General features: G+C 72.3%; 17 protein-coding genes. 14 read left to right on the top strand and 3 right to left on the bottom strand.

Annotation, left to right across the window (positions count from 1 at the left end; translation table 11 throughout):
* Positions 1-232: 232 nt before the first annotated feature.
* Positions 233-1,870: an ABC-F family ATP-binding cassette domain-containing protein gene (locus tag ACFXGI_RS10230; protein ID WP_384704975.1), complete on the bottom strand. Its 1,638-nt coding sequence runs from the start codon at positions 1,868-1,870 to the stop codon at positions 233-235.
* Positions 1,871-1,962: 92 nt separating this feature from the next.
* On the opposite strand from ACFXGI_RS10230, the gene ACFXGI_RS10225 reads away from it, so the two are divergent.
* Together ACFXGI_RS10225 and ACFXGI_RS10220 are read left to right on the top strand one after the other, a co-directional pair.
* Positions 1,963-2,934, top strand: coding sequence for a GlxA family transcriptional regulator (locus ACFXGI_RS10225; RefSeq protein WP_384704974.1), 972 nt, complete (start codon positions 1,963-1,965; stop codon positions 2,932-2,934).
* A gap of 69 nt (positions 2,935-3,003) precedes the next feature.
* Positions 3,004-3,639, top strand: coding sequence for a DJ-1/PfpI family protein (locus ACFXGI_RS10220; protein WP_384704973.1), 636 nt, complete (start codon positions 3,004-3,006; stop codon positions 3,637-3,639).
* Here the strand turns inward: ACFXGI_RS10220 and ACFXGI_RS10215 are convergent.
* On the bottom strand, positions 3,617-4,450 hold the full coding sequence (locus ACFXGI_RS10215) for an enoyl-CoA hydratase/isomerase family protein (RefSeq protein WP_384704972.1): 834 nt from the start codon (positions 4,448-4,450) through the stop codon (positions 3,617-3,619). The genes ACFXGI_RS10220 and ACFXGI_RS10215 overlap by 23 nt on opposite strands.
* A gap of 76 nt (positions 4,451-4,526) precedes the next feature.
* Here ACFXGI_RS10215 and ACFXGI_RS10210 point away from each other — a divergent pair, with 76 nt between their 5' ends.
* Together ACFXGI_RS10210 and ACFXGI_RS10205 are read left to right on the top strand one after the other, a co-directional pair.
* A complete protein-coding gene (locus ACFXGI_RS10210) occupies positions 4,527-5,198 on the top strand; it encodes an HdeD family acid-resistance protein (protein WP_384704971.1) in 672 nt (223 codons plus the stop codon).
* Between the two features lie 130 nt (positions 5,199-5,328).
* Complete coding sequence (locus ACFXGI_RS10205; RefSeq protein WP_384705122.1) at positions 5,329-5,835, top strand: ATP-binding protein; 507 nt, start codon at positions 5,329-5,331, stop codon at positions 5,833-5,835.
* A gap of 12 nt (positions 5,836-5,847) precedes the next feature.
* On the opposite strand, the gene idi is transcribed toward ACFXGI_RS10205, so the two are convergent.
* A complete protein-coding gene (gene idi, locus ACFXGI_RS10200) occupies positions 5,848-6,447 on the bottom strand; it encodes an isopentenyl-diphosphate Delta-isomerase (RefSeq protein WP_384704970.1) in 600 nt (199 codons plus the stop codon).
* A gap of 317 nt (positions 6,448-6,764) precedes the next feature.
* Here idi and ACFXGI_RS10195 point away from each other — a divergent pair, with 317 nt between their 5' ends.
* From ACFXGI_RS10195 to hpnE, 10 genes are all read left to right on the top strand, one after another.
* Positions 6,765-8,546 carry a DUF5941 domain-containing protein gene (locus ACFXGI_RS10195; protein WP_384705121.1) on the top strand — a complete coding sequence of 594 codons (1,782 nt, stop codon included), beginning with the start codon at positions 6,765-6,767 and terminating at the stop codon, positions 8,544-8,546.
* Positions 8,543-9,295 carry a sugar phosphate nucleotidyltransferase gene (locus tag ACFXGI_RS10190; RefSeq protein WP_030870805.1) on the top strand — a complete coding sequence of 251 codons (753 nt, stop codon included), beginning with the start codon at positions 8,543-8,545 and terminating at the stop codon, positions 9,293-9,295. Before ACFXGI_RS10195 ends, ACFXGI_RS10190 begins: the two co-directional genes overlap by 4 nt.
* Complete coding sequence (locus ACFXGI_RS10185; RefSeq protein WP_384704969.1) at positions 9,283-10,344, top strand: iron-containing alcohol dehydrogenase family protein; 1,062 nt, start codon at positions 9,283-9,285, stop codon at positions 10,342-10,344. Before ACFXGI_RS10190 ends, ACFXGI_RS10185 begins: the two co-directional genes overlap by 13 nt.
* A complete protein-coding gene (locus tag ACFXGI_RS10180) occupies positions 10,322-11,101 on the top strand; it encodes a CDP-alcohol phosphatidyltransferase family protein (protein WP_078861087.1) in 780 nt (259 codons plus the stop codon). Before ACFXGI_RS10185 ends, ACFXGI_RS10180 begins: the two co-directional genes overlap by 23 nt.
* Positions 11,102-11,109: 8 nt before the next feature.
* Positions 11,110-11,991, top strand: a complete 882-nt coding sequence (locus ACFXGI_RS10175; protein WP_384705120.1) for a glycosyltransferase family 2 protein — start codon at positions 11,110-11,112, stop codon at positions 11,989-11,991.
* Positions 11,992-12,120: 129 nt separating this feature from the next.
* Positions 12,121-13,056: an ABC transporter permease gene (locus tag ACFXGI_RS10170; RefSeq protein WP_384704968.1), complete on the top strand. Its 936-nt coding sequence runs from the start codon at positions 12,121-12,123 to the stop codon at positions 13,054-13,056.
* On the top strand, positions 13,049-13,831 hold the full coding sequence (locus tag ACFXGI_RS10165; RefSeq protein ID WP_384704967.1) for an ABC transporter ATP-binding protein: 783 nt from the start codon (positions 13,049-13,051) through the stop codon (positions 13,829-13,831). The genes ACFXGI_RS10170 and ACFXGI_RS10165 overlap by 8 nt, the downstream gene beginning before the upstream one ends.
* Positions 13,832-14,162: 331 nt before the next feature.
* Positions 14,163-15,107 (top strand): squalene synthase HpnC, encoded by a 945-nt coding sequence (gene hpnC, locus ACFXGI_RS10160; RefSeq protein ID WP_384705119.1) that lies wholly within the window; start codon positions 14,163-14,165, stop codon positions 15,105-15,107.
* Positions 15,104-16,078 carry a presqualene diphosphate synthase HpnD gene (hpnD, locus tag ACFXGI_RS10155; protein WP_384704966.1) on the top strand — a complete coding sequence of 325 codons (975 nt, stop codon included), beginning with the start codon at positions 15,104-15,106 and terminating at the stop codon, positions 16,076-16,078. Before hpnC ends, hpnD begins: the two co-directional genes overlap by 4 nt.
* 148 nt (positions 16,079-16,226) lie before the next feature.
* Positions 16,227-17,606 carry a hydroxysqualene dehydroxylase HpnE gene (gene hpnE / locus ACFXGI_RS10150; RefSeq protein WP_384704965.1) on the top strand — a complete coding sequence of 460 codons (1,380 nt, stop codon included), beginning with the start codon at positions 16,227-16,229 and terminating at the stop codon, positions 17,604-17,606.
* Positions 17,607-17,617 lie beyond the last annotated feature (11 nt).

Below are 17,617 nucleotides of genomic sequence, written 5' to 3'. Positions count from 1 at the left end.
ATGCCGCTGGGGTACGGGGCCGGGCGCGGGCGGTTGACAAACCCGGGCCGGCGCTACCAGGCGTACGCGCTCGCCGTGCGGCACCTGCCGCGCGGCTTCGTGGCCGAACGGATGGCCCGCAAGCGGCGCGCGCCGCAGGGGTAGCGGCCTAGGGAGTGTCGTCAAAGTGGCGTCGGCCGCCCGAGCGTGCGTGCCAGGCCCCGCCGGCCAGACGGGACTTTGACGACACGACCTAGAGCTCGGTGACCTTGCCGCCCGCGACCTCCAGACGACGGGTCACGTGCACCGCGTCCAGCATCCGGCGGTCGTGGGTGACCAGCAGGAGGGTGCCCTCGTACGCGTCCAGGGCCGCCTCCAGCTGTTCGATCGCCGGAAGGTCCAGGTGGTTCGTGGGCTCGTCCAGTACCAGGAGGTTCACCCCGCGGCCCTGGAGCAGTGCCAGGGCCGCCCGGGTGCGCTCGCCGGGGGAGAGCGTGGCCGCCGGGCGCAGGACGTGCGCCGCCTTCAGGCCGAACTTGGCCAGCAGGGTCCGTACTTCGGCCGGCTCGGTGTCCGGTACCGCCGCGCAGAACGCCTCCAGCAGCGGCTCGTCCCCGAGGAAGAGCCCGCGCGCCTGGTCCACCTCGCCGACCAGCACGCCCGAACCGAGCGTGGCCGCACCGGAGTCGGGCACCAGCCGGCCGAGGAGCACGGCGAGGAGCGTGGACTTGCCCGCGCCGTTGGCGCCGGTGATCGCGACCCGGTCCGCCCAGTCGATCTGCAGGCTGGCCGGGCCGAAAGCGAAGTCCCCGCGGCGCACGGCGGCCTCGTTCAGGGTGGCGACGACCGAGCCGGAGCGCGGCGCCGCCGCGATCTCCATGCGCAGCTCCCACTCCTTGCGGGGCTCGTCGACGACTTCGAGCCGCTCGATGGCGCGCTGCGTCTGGCGGGCCTTGGCGGCCTGCTTCTCGCTGGACTCGCCCCGCAGGTTCTTGCCGATCTTGTCGTTGTCGCTCGCCTTGCGGCGGGCGTTGCGGACGCCCTTGTCCATCCAGTTGCGCTGCATCTGGGCGCGGCCCTCCAGGGACGCCTTCTTGCCCGCGTACTCGTCGAACTCCTCGCGGGCGTGGGTACGGGCCCGCTCGCGCTCCTCCAGGTAGGCGTCGTAGCCGCCGCCGTAGAGGTTGATCTCCTGCTGCGCCAGGTCGAGTTCGAGGACCTTGGTGACCGTCCGGGTCAGGAACTCGCGGTCGTGGCTGATCACGACCGTGCCCGCGCGCAGGCCCTTCACGAACCGCTCCAGGCGCTCCAGACCCTCCAGGTCCAGGTCGTTGGTCGGCTCGTCGAGCAGGAAGACGTCGTAGCGGGAGAGCAGCAGCGAGGCGAGGCCCGCGCGGGCCGCCTGGCCGCCGGACAGCGCGGTCATCGGCAGGTCCAGGCCCACGGCCAGCCCGAGCTCGTCGGCGACCTCCTGGGCCCGCTCGTCGAGGTCGGCGCCGCCGAGGTTCAGCCACTGGTCCAGGGTCGTCGCGTACGCGTCGTCCGCGCCCGGGGTCCCGTCGACCAGGCCCTGGGTCGCCGCGTCCAGCGCCGCCTGGGCGGCGGCGACGCCCGTCCGGCGGGCCAGGAAGTCCCGTACGGATTCTTCGGGGCGCCGCTCCGGCTCCTGGGGGAGGTGACCGACGGCGGCGGTGGGCGGGGAGAGCCGCAGTTCACCGGTCTCGGGCGTGTCCAGGCCGGCGAGCAGGCGCAGCAGGGTGGACTTCCCGGCGCCGTTGACGCCGACGAGGCCGATGACGTCGCCGGGGGCGACGACGAGGTCGAGATCGGCGAAGAGCGTGCGCTCACCGTGCGCGGCGGTGAGGTTCTTGGCGACGAGGGTTGCAGTCATGGTGCGTCGATCCTATCCGCGCCACGGGGCATGGCCGTAAAGGTGGGATGAGCGTCATTGCGGCCACCGGCGCCGCGTCACACCATGGGGTCATGTCGTTGCGAAACGTGCTCGTCGTCCTCTACGACGGCCTGCAGAGCCTGGACGTGACCGGGCCCGTGGAGGTGTCCGCCGCGGCCGGCCGCTTCCCGGGCCGGGCGGGCGGCGGGTACGCGATCCGCACGGTCTCCCCGGGCGGGGTGCCCGTACGGAGCAGCAGCGGGCTCACGCTGGTGCCGGACGGGGACCTGGAGGGCGAGCGGCCGGGGGCGGGCACCACGCTGCTGGTGCCGGGCGGGCAGTACCGGGGGGACTTCGAGCCCCGGCTGACCGCGTGGCTCCGCGCGTACGGGGGTGGCGCGGAGCGGCTGGTGTCCGTCTGCACGGGCGGGCTGCTGCTGGCCGAGGCCGGGCTGCTGGACGGGAGGCGGGCGACGACGCACTGGTACGCGTGCGAGCAGATGGCCCGGGACTACCCGCGGGTGACCGTCGAACCGGACCCGATCTACGTACGGGACGGCCCGGTCGCCACCTCGGCCGGGGTCACGGCGGGGATCGACCTCGCGCTGGCGCTGGTGGAGGAGGACCACGGGCGGGAGCTGGCGCTGCGCATCGCGCGGCACCTGGTGGTGTTCCTGCGCAGGCCCGGGAACCAGGCCCAGTTCAGCGCGCAGCTGGCGGCGCAGACCGCGCAGCGGGATCCGCTGCGGGAGGTGCAGCAGTGGATCACGGAGCATCCCGGCGCGGACCTGAGCGTGGAGGCCCTGGCGGCGCGGGCCAGGCTGTCCCCGCGCCACTTCGCCCGTGCCTTCCAGCAGGAGACGGGGGTCACGCCCGGCCGCTACGTGGAGCGGGTCCGCGTGGAGCACGCGCGGCGCCTCCTGGAGGACACCGGGGACGGGGTCGCGCAGATCTCCCGCGCCTGCGGCTACGGCACCCCGGAGGCCCTCCGCCGCGCCTTCGTGAAGACCCTGGGCCAGCCCCCGGCCGGATACCGCCGCCGCTTCGGCCCCGGCATCCCCTAGCCCGTGTCTTTCGGATCAGGGCGGGCCCGGGCCACCGCTCAGCGGGCAAACCACCACTCAGGAGGAAACATGCAGATCGCCGTCCTGCTCTACGACCGGTTCACCGCGCTCGACGCCATCGGGCCCTTCGACACCCTCGGGCGGCTGCCCGACGCGGAGATCGTGTTCGTCTCGGAGCGGCCCGGGCCGGTACGGACCGACAACGGGGCGCTCGCCCTCGTCGCCGACAAGGGGCTCGATGAGGTGACCCGGCCCGACATCGTCGTCGTCCCGGGCGGACCCCACCCCGAGCTGGAGATGGAGAACGCGGCCGTCGTCGACTGGCTGCGCGCCGTCGACGCCACCACCACCTGGACCACCTCGGTCTGCACCGGCTCGCTGCTGCTGGCCGCCGCCGGGCTGCTCAAGGGGCGCCGGGCCACGAGCCACTGGCTCTACCTGGACCGGCTGCCCGCCTTCGGCGCCGAGCCCACGGGCGAGCGCGTCGTGTACGACGGGAAGTACGTCACCGCCGCCGGGGTGTCCTCCGGCATCGACATGGGCCTCGGCCTCCTCGGCCGGATCGCGGGCGACGCGTACGCCCAGACCGTCCAGCTCATGACCGAGTACGACCCCCAGCCGCCCTACGACGCCGGCTCGCCGGACAAGGCCCCGGCCGAGATCGTGGCGCGGCTGCGCGCGGTCAACCCGCCGGGCGCCCGGTAGTCCGCCCGGTCGCCGTCGCGGTGGTCGGCGCGGTCGCGGTGGCCGGGGCGCTGGTCGGCGCGGTGGTCCAGCCGAACGACGGCGTACGGCGTTCCAGGAAGGCGGCGACACCCTCCGCGGTGTCGCCGCTCCCGGCGGCCTGCTCCGCCCAGTACGCGTCCCGGTCGGTCCGCCCGTTCGCGAACTCCTTGGCCGCCGCCTGCGTCAGCTGCGAGCGGGTGGTCAGGACGCGGGCGAAGTCCGCCACGCGCTTGTCCAGTTGCCCGGCCGGCAGCAGCTCGTTCAGGAAGCCGGCCCGCAGCGCGTGCTCCGCGTCGATCAGCTCGGCCGAGAAGAGCAGGTACTTGGCGACGGCCGGGCCGACCAGCGCGGCGAGCCTGCGGGTCGAGGACGCGGGGTAGACGATGCCCAGCTTCGCCGGGGTCACCCCGAAGGAGGCCCCCTCCTCGGCGAAGCGCAGATCACAGGCCGCCGCCAGCTGGCTGCCGCCGCCCACGCAGAATCCGCGGATCGCCGCGAGCGTCGGCTTCGGGAAGGCGGCCAGGGCCTCCTCAGCCGCCACGGCCAGCGCCTGCGGGTCCTCGTCCCCGGTCAGCGAGGAGATGTCGGCCCCCGCGCAGAAGGTCGGTCCCGCCCCGGTCAGGACGAGCACCCGTACGGCCGGATCGGCCGCGAGCCCGTCCAGTACCTCCGGGAGGGCCCGCCACATCGCAGCCGTCATGGCGTTGCGCTTGGCGGGATGCGCGATGACGACCGTGGCGACCCCGTCGGCGACGGTGTGCAGGAGGGCTGCTTCCTGTGCTGCGTCCATGCGCCGGATGCTATCCCGGTCGGCCGATCCTATGATCAAGGAGTCCGTCCGGGGGGTGCTGAAAGGTGGCACGACCATGGGCGCAGACCGTTCCGGGGCCGCGGCCGACGCCAAGGACAGGAAGCGGGTGGGGCGCAGTTTCGGGCTGCTGGCCGCGCTCGGGGTGCTGCTGGTGGTGGCCGGGCTGATCGGTCTCTTCTACGCCGCGTTCGCCACCCTCACGACGATGTTCCTCTTCGGCTGGCTGCTGCTGGCGGGCGGGCTGGTGGGCCTGGTCCAGGCGTTCCAGTCCCGCAAGAGCAACCACTTCTGGCTCGCGGTCGTCGTCGCCGCGATCAACATCGCCGCCGGCTTCGTGATCCTGCGCCGGCCCGAGGCGAGCGCCGAGGCGCTGACCATGTTCGCCGCGCTGTTCTTCCTCATCGGCGGGGTGTTCCGGCTGGCCGGCGGGCTGGTGGTGCGCGGGACGAACCTCTGGGTGAACCTCGTCCAGGGCGCCTTCGGGATCCTGCTGGGGTTCCTGGTCCTCGCCAACTGGCCGGGCAGCAGTCTCTACGTGATCGGAATCTTCTTCTCGCTCGCCCTGCTGTTCGACGGGCTGAGCCTGGTCCTCCTGGGCCTGAGCGCCCGGCGCATTCTGGGCTTGGTCAGCGAAGACGAGGTGCCCGCGGCCGAGGCGGCCGCGGCCGGGCCGGGGATCGCGGCCGGGAAGGGCCCCGCGGAGGGCCAGGAACGGTCGCACAACTGACGCTGTCATACGCCAACGATCAGAAAGCGTCCGATTGACGCTGACTTCTGGTCAGCGGTCCGGTCCGGACCGGTCCGCTCCCCACTCTTGACGCGTGGAGACGATCGAGCGTGAAGACGGGGGCCGGAAGATGGATGTCAGCGGGAGCGTCCCGCCAGCGAAGGAGGGGGAGCCGGCGGCCGCCCCGGCCGACCCCCTCGCGTACGAAGGCGTGTGGCGGTTCACCGTGCCCGCCATAGAAGAATCCGTTCCGCAGGCCCGCCGGGCCGTCCGCGACCTGCTGGGCCGCCAGGGCGTGCCCGCCGACCGGGACCTCGTGTACTCGCTGCTGCTGATCGTCTCCGAACTGGTGACGAACTCGGTCCGGCACGCGGCCCTGCTCTCGCCGCAGGTCGCGGTCGAGGTCGCCATCGGCCGGGAGTGGGTACGGGTGGCGGTCGAGGACAACCACCCGTACCGCCCCAAGGCGCTGGAGGCGGATTTCGGGCAGACCGGCGGCCGGGGCCTGCTCCTGGTGCGCGAGGTCACGCGCGAGTCCGGCGGGGTCTGCGACGTCGAGCACACCTCGACGGGCGGCAAGGTCATCTGGGCGGCCCTGCCGCTCGCCGCACCCGCCCCGCGGACCCCCGCGGTCTGAGACGACGTACGGCTACCAGCCCGCGGCATCCCCGGTCAGTTCGCGGATCGCGGGCCGGGCCGCGTCGAGCACGGTCATGAACCAGGCGGAGAACGGCACCTCGGCGTGCCGCTCGGCCAGCTCCTCGGCGGTCACGAACGCGGTGTCCCCGACCTCCTCCGGATCCGGCCGCAGCCGCGACTGCGCGAGTCCCACGAAAAGGTGGTTGTACTCCTGCTCCACCAGGCCCGACGCGGGGTCCGGGTGGTTGTAGCGCACGGTTCCCGCCTCCGCGAGCAGCGAGGGCGACAGGCCCAGCTCCTCGTGGGTCCGCCGGGCCGCCGCCGCGAACGGCGATTCCCCGGGATAGGGGTGGCCGCAGCAGGTGTTCGACCAGACACCGGGGGAGTGGTACTTCCCGAGGGCGCGCTGCTGGAGCAGCAGGCGGCCCTGCTCGTCGAAGAGGAACACGGAGAAGGCCCGGTGCAGCAGACCGGGCGCCTGATGGGCGGAGAGCTTCTCCGCCGTGCCGATGGTGTTGCCGGACTCATCGACCAGTTCGAGCATGATCGGTTCCTGAGTGCCGGTGCCGGGGGACGCGGTGTTCGCGGCGGTGGCTGGTGTGGTCGGCATACCCATCCTTCGCTTCGGACTTCGACCTTCAGTCTGCCGTACAAAAGAGGCTTGTCCCCACTTCGGCCATCCGCGCATGTCCGCCCTTGAGGCGTGGTAAGCGGTGGGGGCGGAGCAGCCTCGCTCCCCGGGTTTGTGGTATCTCGCCGTGATCGTCAATGATGATCGCGCCGGGGCCGGAGGCCCCGGAATATTCGGCCTGTCGGGGAGTAAACGGGTGGTGAACCCCCGCTTCCATTCATCCGATAGCCTCTGCCGACGTGCCGCCGCCCCCGCCGGGGCGCCCGTCCAGTGTTCGCTGCAAGGAGTGAGTCCGTCTGTCGACCGTCATCCTCACCGGCCTGCCGGTCCCCGGATCACCGCTCGCCGACGGGCTGCGCTCCCTCGGCTTCGACGTCCGCCCGGCCGCCGGCCCTGAAGAGACCGCCGAGGTGCTGGCCGGCGTACCGGCCGACCAGCGCGTCGCCGTCGTCGACAGCGCCTTCGTCGGACACGTCCACGCCCTGCGGCTCGCACTGACCGACCCGCGCTTCGACGCCTGCGCCGTGACCGGCGCCTTCGCCGTCCGGCCGGCCGCCCGCGCGGCCCTGGACAAGGCCGCGGCCCTCCCGGCGGAGGGCGACGGCCCGTACGCGGACCGGCTCGCGGCCGCCGTCGAGGCCGCCGGGACCACCGTCCAGCACCCCGAGCTCGGCACCCTGGTCGCCGCCGTCCCCACCACCGACGCCGAGCGCGCCGCGGCGGACGCCGCCGTCGCCGCCGTGGACGACGAGGCCGTGCGCCTGCGCACCGCCGTGAAGTCCCGCGACGGGTTCTTCACCACCTTCTTCATCAGTCCTTACTCGCGCTACATCGCCCGCTGGTGCGCGCGCCGCGGCCTGACCCCCAACCAGGTCACCACCGCCTCGCTGATCACCGCGCTGATCGCGGCCGGCTGCGCCGCCACCGGCGAGCGGGGCGGCTACATCGCGGCCGGCGTGCTGCTCCTCGTCTCCTTCGTACTGGACTGCACGGACGGGCAGCTCGCCCGCTACTCGCTCCAGTACTCGACGATGGGCGCCTGGCTCGACGCCACCTTCGACCGCGCGAAGGAGTACTCCTTCTACGCGGGCCTCGCGCTCGGCGCGGCCAGGAACGGCGACGACGTGTGGGCCCTCGCGCTCGGCGCGATGATCCTCATGACCTGCCGCCACGTCGTGGACTTCGCCTTCAACGAGGCCAACCACGACGCGACCGCGAACACGAGCCCGACGGCGGCCCTGTCCGACAAGCTCGACAGCGTCGGCTGGACGGTCTGGGTCCGGCGGATGATCATCCTGCCGATCGGCGAGCGCTGGGCCATGATCGCGGTGCTCACCGCGGCGACCACCCCCCGGATCGTCTTCTACGCCCTGCTCATCGGCTGCGCCTTCGGCGCCCTCTACACCACCGCCGGCCGCGTGCTGCGCTCGCTGACGCGCAGGGCGAAGCGGACCGACCGGGCCGCACAGGCGCTGGCCGACCTCGCCGACTCCGGCCCGGTCGCCGAGCTCGCCGGCCGGGTCGTGGGCCGGATGGCCCCCGGGGCCGGGATCGCCGCCGCCGTGATCGGCTCGGTGGCCCTGCTGTGGACGGCCTGGGCGTACGAGTTCGGCGCCCGCCAGGTGATCATCGCCGCCGTGTTCTACGCCGTACTGGCCGGAGCGGCCGTCGCCCGCCCCCTCAAGGGCGCCCTCGACTGGCTCGTCCCGCCCGTCTTCCGGGCCGCCGAGTACACCACCGTGCTGATCCTCGCCGCCAAGGCGGACGTGCCCGGGGCCCTTCCGGCGGCATTCGGACTGGTCGCGGCGGTCGCCTACCATCACTACGACACGGTCTACCGCATCCGCGGCGGATCGGGCGCGCCCCCGCGGTGGCTGGTGTGGACGATCGGCGGTCACGACGGCCGGGTCCTGCTGACCGTGGTCCTGGCCGCCGTCCTGGCGACGCGCGCCGCGGACTTCCCCGTCGCGCTCACGGCCCTGGCCGTGTTCGTGGCACTCGTGGTGCTCGTGGAGAGCATCCGCTTCTGGGTCTCCTCCGGGGCACCCGCCGTACATGACGAAGGAGAACCAGCATGATCGGCCTTGTACTCGCTGCCGGTGCCGGACGCCGCCTGCGTCCCTACACCGACACCCTGCCCAAGGCCCTCGTGCCCGTCGGCCCCGAAGGCGCCGAGGACAGCCTGACCGTGCTGGACCTCACCCTCGGCAACTTCGCCGAGGTCGGCCTCACCGAGGTCGCGATCGTCGTCGGCTACCGCAAGGAGGCCGTGTACGAGCGCCGCGAGGCCCTGGAGGCCAAGTACGGCGTCAAGATCACGCTGATCGACAACGACAAGGCCGAGGAGTGGAACAACGCCTACTCCCTGTGGTGCGCCCGTGACGTCCTGAAGCAGGGTGTGATCCTCGCCAACGGCGACACGGTCCACCCCGTCTCCGTCGAGCGGACCCTGCTCGGCGCGCGCGGCGACGGCCGGAAGATCATCCTCGCCCTCGACACGGTCAAGAGCCTGGCCGACGAGGAGATGAAGGTCGTCGTCGACGGCGCCGAAGGCGTGCGGAAGATCACCAAGCTCATGGAGCCGTCCGACGCCACCGGCGAGTACATCGGCGTCACGCTCATCGAGCCGGAGGCCGCCGAGGCGCTCGCCGAGGCGCTGAAGACCACCTTCGAGCGTGACCCCGACCTGTACTACGAGGACGGCTACCAGCAGCTCGTGAACGACGGCTTCGTCATCGACGTGGCCCCCATCGGCGACGTCAAGTGGGTCGAGATCGACAACCACGACGACCTCGCCAAGGGCCGGACGATCGCATGCCAGTACTGACGAGGCTCATCCCCTCCCCGGTCGTCGTCGACATCAGCCGCGGCGCCATGGACGACCTGGCCGGCCTCCTGGCCGACCAGCGGATCTCGGCGTCCGGCAAGCTGGCGATCGCGATCAGCGGCGGCTCCGGCCGGCTGCTGCGCTCCAAGCTGGAGCCCGTACTGCCGCACGCCGACTGGTACCCGGTCGCCGACGGCACGATCGACTCCGCCGTCAAGCTGGCCGACGACATAAAGGGCCGTCGCTACGACGCCGTCGTCGGCCTGGGCGGGGGCAAGATCATCGACGTGGCGAAGTACGCCGCGGCGCGGGTCGGCCTGCCCATGGTGGCGGTCGCCACCAACCTGGCGCACGACGGCATCTGCTCGCCCGTGGCCACGCTGGACAACGACAACGGCCGCGGCTCCTACGGCGTGCCCACGCCGATCGCGATGGTCATCGACCTCGACGTGATCCGCGACGCCCCGGTGCGGTTCGTCCGCTCCGGCATCGGCGACGCGCTCTCGAACATCTCGGCCATCGCCGACTGGGAGCTCTCGCACAAGATCACCGGGGAGCCCGTGGACGGCCTGGCCGCCGCCATGGCCCGTACGGCCGGAGAGGCCGTCCTGCGCCACCCCGGCGGCTGCGGCGACGACACGTTCCTCACCGTGCTCGCGGAATCCCTGGTGCTCACCGGCATCGCCATGTCGATCAGCGGGGACACCCGGCCGGCCTCCGGCGCCTGCCACGAGATCAGCCACGCCTTCGACCTGCTCTACCCGGGCCGCTCCGCGCTCCACGGCGAGCAGGTCGGCCTCGGCGCCGCCTTCGCGATGTTCCTGCGCGGCGCAGACGAGCAGGCCGGGCTCTTCGTCGAGTCGCTGCGCGGCCACGGACTGCCCGTGCTGCCCGCCGAGATCGGGTTCAGCACGGACGAGTTCGTCGCGGCCGTCGAGTACGCCCCCCAGACCCGTCCGGGACGCTTCACGATCCTGGAGCACCTCAATCTGTCCACAGCCGAGATCAGGGACGCTTACGCCGACTATGCCAAGACCATCCGTAGCTGAACTCCGGCCCGTCGTTCACCCGCCGGGCGTCAAGGACCGGCGCAGTGGCGAGCACTGGGGCGGTCGCCTGTACATGCGCGAGATCTCCCTGCGCATCACCCGCGTCCTGGTGAACACCAAGGTCACGCCCAACCAGCTGACCTACGTGATGACCCTCGCCGGTGTCCTGGCCGCCCCGGCCCTGCTGATCCCGGGCATCTGGGGCGCCGTCCTCGGCGTGGTCATGGTCCAGCTGTACCTGCTGCTCGACTGCGTCGACGGCGAGGTCGCCCGCTGGAAGAAGCAGTACTCGCTCTCCGGCGTGTACCTGGACCGGGTCGGCGCCTACCTGTGCGACGCGGCCGTCCTCGTCGGCTTCGGCCTGCGCGCCAGCGACCTGTGGGGTACCGGGCGGATCGACTGGCTGTGGGCCTTCCTGGGCACCCTCGCGGCCCTCGGCGCCATCCTGATCAAGGCCGAGACCGACCTGGTCGGCGTCGCCCGCCACCAGACCGGCAAGGAGCCCGTCGCCGAGGCCGCCGCCGAGCCGCGCTCCTCCGGCATGGCGCTGGCCCGCCGGGCCGCGTCCGCGCTCAAGTTCCACCGGCTCGTCCTCGGCATCGAGGCCTCGCTGCTCATCCTGCTGCTGGCGATCCTGGACCAGGTACGGGGCGACCTGTACTTCTCCCGGCTCGGCGTGGCCGTGCTGGCCGGCATCGCGATGCTCCAGACCGTGCTGCACCTGGTGTCGATCCTGGCCTCCAGCAGGCTCAAGTGACGAAGCCGATGCGGCTGGGCGCCGTGATCATCACCATGGGCAACCGCCCCGACGAGCTCAAGGCGCTCCTCGACTCGGTCGCCCGCCAGGAGGGCGACCCGGTCGAGGTCGTCGTCGTGGGCCAGGGAGTGCCGGTCACCGGACTGGAGGGACTGCTGCCGGGGCTGCGCACCGTCGAGCTGCCCGAGAACCTGGGCATCCCCGGCGGCCGCAACGTCGGCATCGAGGCCTTCGGCCCCGGCGGCGGCGAGGTCGACGCCCTGCTCTTCCTCGACGACGACGGGCTGCTGGAGCGCACCGACACCGCCGAGCTGTGCCGGCAGGCCTTCGCCGAGGACCCGGAGCTCGGGATCGTCAGCTTCCGGATCGCCGATCCGGAGTCCGGCGAGACCCAGCGCCGGCACGTGCCCCGGCTGCGCGCCTCCGACCCGATGCGCTCCTCCCGCGTCACCACCTTCCTGGGCGGTGCCAACGCCGTCCGCACGTCGGTGTTCAAGCAGGTCGGAGCGTTGCCCGCGGAGTTCTTCTACGCGCACGAGGAAACCGATCTGGCCTGGCGGGCGCTCGACGCAGGGTGGCTGATCGACTACCGGGCGGACATGGTGCTCCGGCATCCGACCACCGCCCCCTCCCGGCACGCGGTCTACCACCGTATGGTTGCCCGTAACCGGGTGTGGCTCGCCCGCCGTAACCTGCCTGTCCCGCTGGTCCCGGTCTACCTGGGCGTCTGGCTCCTGCTGACGCTGTTGCGCAGGCCGTCGGTGCCGGCGCTCAAGGCCTGGTTCGGTGGGTTCAAGGAGGGATGGACCACCCCCTGCGGCCCCCGGCGCCCCATGAAGTGGCGTACGGTCTGGCGGCTGACCCGGCTGGGCCGACCGCCTGTCATCTGACACGCTCGCGTCTGAGAAAATTCGAGACCCCGGGACGTACGCGGTCACGGAACATGCATGATCACGGGCCGAGCGCCCCAGGCCCGATGCCACCTTCTGCCGCATCTTGAAGACGGAAAGTTTCAACTTGTGAGTGACACAACCCAGGATGGCGCCCTCGCCACGAGCAAGCCGCCGTCCGAAGACGCGGGGCTGACCCCCGCGGAGCTCGCCGGGAAGTACGGTCTGTCCGTCAGCGGTGCCCGGCCGACCCTGGTCGAGTACGTGCGGCAGCTCTGGGACCGGCGCCACTTCATCATGGCGTTCTCCCGGGCCAAGCTGATGGCCCAGTACAGCGAGGCGAGGCTCGGCCAGATCTGGCAGGTGGCGACCCCGCTGCTCAACGCGCTGGTGTACTACCTGATCTTCGGTCTGATCATGAACGCGGGCCGGGGCATGGAGAAGGGGGTCTACATCCCCTTCCTGGTGACGGGCATCTTCGTCTTCACCTTCACCCAGAGCTCGCTGATGGCGGGAGTCCGGGCCATCCCCGGCAACCTCGGCCTGGTCCGCGCCCTGCACTTCCCGCGCGCCTCCCTGCCGATCTCCTTCTCGATGCAGCAGCTCCAGCAGCTGCTGTACTCGATGATCGTCGTGGTGGTCGTCACGGTCGGCTTCGGCAACTACCCGCGGCTGTCGTGGCTGCTGGTCATCCCGACCCTGGCGCTCCAGTTCGTCTTCAACACCGGCCTCGCCCTGGTCTTCGGGCGGATGGGTTCCAAGACCCCCGACCTCGCGCAGCTGATGCCGTTCATCACGCGTACGTGGATGTACGCCTCGGGCGTCATGTTCTCGATCAGCGGGGCGCTCGAGGACAGGCACGTGCCCGCATGGGTCACGGACGTGCTCCAGTGGAACCCGGCGGCGATCTACATGGACCTGGTCCGGTTCGCGCTGATCGACGACTACGGCCGGGAGAACCTGCCGCCGCACGTCTGGGCTTTCGCCGTCGGCTGGGCCGTCGTGATCGGCCTCGGCGGTTTCGTGTACTTCTGGAAGGCTGAGGAGCGTTACGGCCGTGGCTGAGATCAACCGGGGCGACGTCCCCACCGTCATCGCCGACGACGTGCACATCGTCTACCGCGTCAACACCGGCAGCTCCGGCAGGGGCAGCGCCACCGCCGCGCTGAGCAAGATAATGCGCCGGGGCAAGGGCGATGCGCCGGGCGTCCGCCGGGTCCACGCCGTGCGCGGCGTGTCCTTCACCGCGTACCGCGGCGAGGCCATCGGCGTCATCGGCTCCAACGGCTCCGGCAAGTCCACCCTGCTGCGGGCCATCGCGGGCCTGCTGCCCTGCGAGTCCGGCAAGGTCTACACCGACGGCCAGCCCTCGCTGCTGGGTGTCAACGCCGCGCTGATGAACGACCTCACCGGCGAGCGCAACGTGGTCCTCGGCGGTCTCGCGATGGGAATGAGCCGCGAGCAGATCCGGGAGCGCTACGACGACATCGTCGACTTCTCGGGCATCAACGACAAGGGCGATTTCATCTCCCTTCCGATGCGCACGTACTCCTCCGGTATGGCGGCGCGCCTGCGCTTTTCCATTGCCGCGGCCAAGGACCACGACGTTCTGATGATCGACGAGGCCCTGGCCACCGGTGACCGGAAGTTCCAGGTGCGTTCCGAGGAGCGCATCCGCGAACTGCGCAAGCACGCCGGAACCGTTTTCCTGGTGAGCCACAACAACAAGTCCATCCGCGACACCTGCAGCCGCGTGCTGTGGCTGGAGAAGGGTGAACTGCTGATGGACGGGCCCACCGAGGAAGTCGTCTCGGCCTACGAGAAGGCGACCAGCGCCTGACCGCGGTCCTCGCCGGCCCCCGTCGCTCCGAGCGGCGGGGGTTTCGGCTTGCCGGCCGACATTCGGTGGCCGAGTGAATACCCGAGAGGCTGCCGCGGCGTTGTACAGCGTAAGCTGGAGCAGTCCTGAATCACGCCAGAGGGGACGATTCCCCGCAGGTGAACGGCCCGGGGTACCCCGGGGAAAGTCCGGCGGCGTGTCCGAAATAGGATGTATTGGGTCGGCAGTGTAGAACGGGAGACGTGACGGCAATGGCTACGGGAATTCTCCGGCCCCCAGGCATTACGGCCGTCCCCCGCGCGGGCGGCGGGCGGTGACCCCCGGGCACGGTATCCGGCCAGGCGGGGACGCGGCCCCCACAGCCCCCGACGCCCGAGCCCACGCGTACGCCACCCTCGGCAAGGCACGCTCGGAGAACTTCCCCGTCGCCCCGTCCTTCCTCCCGCGCGCCTGGCGCGACGGCCTCATGGCGGTGTACGGGTACGCCCGCCTGGTCGACGACATCGGCGACGGCGACCTCGCCTCCGGCGGACACGACGCGGTACTCCTCGGCCTCGACCCGGCCGCGGCGGACGAACCGCTCGCGATGCTCGACGCCCTCGAAGCCGACCTGAACCGTGTCTTCCGGCGGGCCGGCGGCCCCGGCGGCCCGCCGCGCCACCCCCTCCTGCAGGCGCTCCAGCCCGTGGTCCGCGCCCACGACCTCACCCCCGAGCCCTTCCTGGGGCTCATCGAGGCCAACCGCCAGGACCAGCGCGTCACGCGCTACGCGACGTACGGCGACCTCCTCGCGTACTGCGAACTCTCCGCGAACCCGGTCGGCCGCCTCGTGCTGTCCCTCACCGGCACGAGCACCCCCGAACGGATCCGCCGCTCGGACGCCGTCTGCACCGCCCTGCAGATCGTCGAACACGTGCAGGACGTCGCGGAGGACCTCGGCCGCGACCGGATCTACCTCCCGGCCGAGGACATGCGCCGCTTCCACGTGGCCGAAACCGACCTCAAGGCCCACCGCGCCGGCGCGTCCGTACGCTCCCTGGTCGCGTTCGAGGCGGAACGCGCCCGGGACCTCCTGAATGAAGGCACCCCGCTCGTGGGTAGCGTGCACGGCAGACTCCGGCTGCTGCTCGCGGGCTTCGTGGGAGGAGGGCGCGCCGCCCTGCGAGCCGTCACCGCCGCCGGCTTCGACGTACTTCCGGGCCCGCCCAAGCCCACCAGGAGCGGCCTGCTCCGCGAGGTGGCCGCCGTCCTGCGCACAGCGCCGAGAAAGGGGTGAGCCCGACCGTGGAGGGTTCCGCACACACGTCCGCACCGTCCGCAGCGGTCCTGGCGGCGTACAGCTACTGCGAGGCCGTCACCGGTTCCCAGGCGCGCAACTTCGCGTACGGCATCCGGCTGCTGCCCTCCGACAAGCGGCAGGCGATGTCCGCGCTGTACGCGTTCTCCCGGCGCGTCGACGACATCGGCGACGGCACGCTCGCCCCCGAGGCCAAGTTCGCCCGGCTCGAGGAGACCCGCGCCGTGCTCGGCCGCATCCGGGCCGAGGAGATCGACGAGGACGACACCGACCCGGTCGCCGTCGCCCTCGCCCACGCAGCCCGCCGCTTCCCGATCCCGCTCGGCGGCCTCGACGAGCTCATCGACGGGGTCCTCATGGACGTCCGCGGCGAGACCTACGAGACCTGGGACGACCTCAAGGTCTACTGCCGCTGCGTGGCCGGAGCCATCGGGCGGCTCTCCCTCGGCGTGTTCGGCACCGTGCACACGGGCGGTCTCGGCGCCGCCGACGCCGCGCGCGCCGGCGAGTACGCCGACACCCTCGGCCTCGCCCTCCAGCTCACCAACATCCTGCGCGACGTCCGCGAGGACGCCGCCAACGGGCGTACGTACCTGCCCGCCGAAGACCTCGCCAAGTTCGGCTGCGCGGACGGGTTCGGCAGCGAGCGGCTGCCCGCCGGCGCCGACTTCGCCGGGCTCGTCCACCACGAAGTCCGGCGCGCCCGGGCCCTGTTCGTCGAGGGCTACCGGCTGCTCCCCATGCTCGACCGGCGCAGCGGCGCCTGCGTCGCCGCGATGGCCGGCATCTACCGGCGCCTGCTCGACCGCATCGAGCGCGAGCCCGAGGCCGTGCTCCGCGGCCGCGTCTCGCTGCCCCCGCACGAGAAGGCCTACGTCGCCGTGCGCGGCCTGTCCGGGCTCGACGCCCGCACCATCTCCCGCCAGAGCACGCGGAGGCGGAGCTCATGAGCCCGACGCAGACGCCGCGCACCACGACGCGGACTCCGCGGCCGCACGCCCGGCGGGCAACCCAGGCGAGGCCCGCCGCGTCTCACCGTGCGGGCTCCGCCCGGACGGCCGCCCCGGCGGGCAGTCGGCGTACGACGGGGGAGGCCGCATGAGCGCGACCGAACAGCACGCCGTCGTCATCGGCGGCGGGCTCGCCGGCGTGACGGCCGCGCTCGAACTCGCCGACGCCGGACTGCGGGTCACCCTGCTCGAAGGCCGCCCGCGGCTCGGCGGGCTCGCCTTCTCCTTCAAGCGCGGCGACCTCACCGTCGACAACGGCCAGCACGTCTACCTGCGCTGCTGCACCGCCTACCGGTGGTTCCTCGACCGCGTCCAGGGCGCCGCCCTCGCCCCGGTCCAGGACCGGCTCGACGTACCCGTGCTCGACGTCGCCCACCCCGCCGGCCCGCGCCTGGGCCGGCTGCGCCGCAGCGCCCTGCCCGTACCCCTGCACCTGGCCGGCTCCCTCGCCCGCTACCCGCACCTCTCGCTCGCCGAGCGGGCGAGCGTCGGCCGCGCGGCCCTCGCGCTGCGCCGGCTCGACCCCGCCGATCCGGCCCTGGACGGCGTGGACTTCGCGACCTGGCTGGGCCGCTACGGCCAGAGCCCGCGCACCATCGAGGCCCTGTGGGACCTCGTCGGCATCGCCACCCTCAACGCCACCGCCGGCCAGTCCTCGCTGGGCCTGGCCGCCATGGTCTTCAAGACCGGCCTGCTCTCCGAGAACGGCGCCGCCGACATCGGCTGGGCCACCGTCCCGCTCGGCGACCTGCACGACACCCTCGCCCGCAAGCAGCTCGACGCGGCCGGCGTGCGCACCGAACTGCGCACCCGCGTCACGTGCGTCTCCCGTACACAGGAGGGGAACTGGCGGGTCGACACCGAGGGCGAGTCCCTCGACGCCGGCACGGTCGTCCTCGCCGTCCCGCAGCGCGAGGCGCACGCCCTGCTGCCGCCCGGCGCCCTCGCCGACCCGGACAAGCTCCTCGACATCGGCACCGCGCCGATCCTCAACGTCCACGTCGTCTACGACCGAAAGGTGCTCAAGCAGCCCTTCTTCGCCGCGCTCGGCTCCCCGGTCCAGTGGGTGTTCGACCGCAGCGACGCATCCGGCCTGGCCGACGGCGGCCAGTACCTGGCGCTGTCCCAGTCGGCCGCCCAGGACGACATCGACGAGCCCGTCTCGGTGCTGCGCGCCAAGTACCTGCCCGAGCTGGAACGGCTACTGCCGGCCGCCCGGGGCGCCAAGGTACGGGACTTCTTCGTGACCCGGGAGCGGACCGCCACGTTCGCCCCCACCCCCGGCGTCGGCCGGCTGCGCCCCGGGGCGCGGACCGACACGCCGGGCCTCTACCTCGCCGGTGCGTGGACCGCCACCGGTTGGCCCGCGACCATGGAGGGCGCTGTCCGCAGCGGACTGAGCGCGGCACACGCCGCGCTCGCCGCACTCGGCCGCCACCGGGAGCACCCCCTGCAGGAGGCGGCATGACGACCACCAGC

Origin of the sequence: Streptomyces sp. NPDC059355 (assembly GCF_042752335.1) — a bacterium.
Classification (GTDB): domain Bacteria; phylum Actinomycetota; class Actinomycetes; order Streptomycetales; family Streptomycetaceae; genus Streptomyces.
Note: the sequence above shows the minus strand (reverse complement) of the source record. Positions and strands in the feature narration are given on the sequence as shown.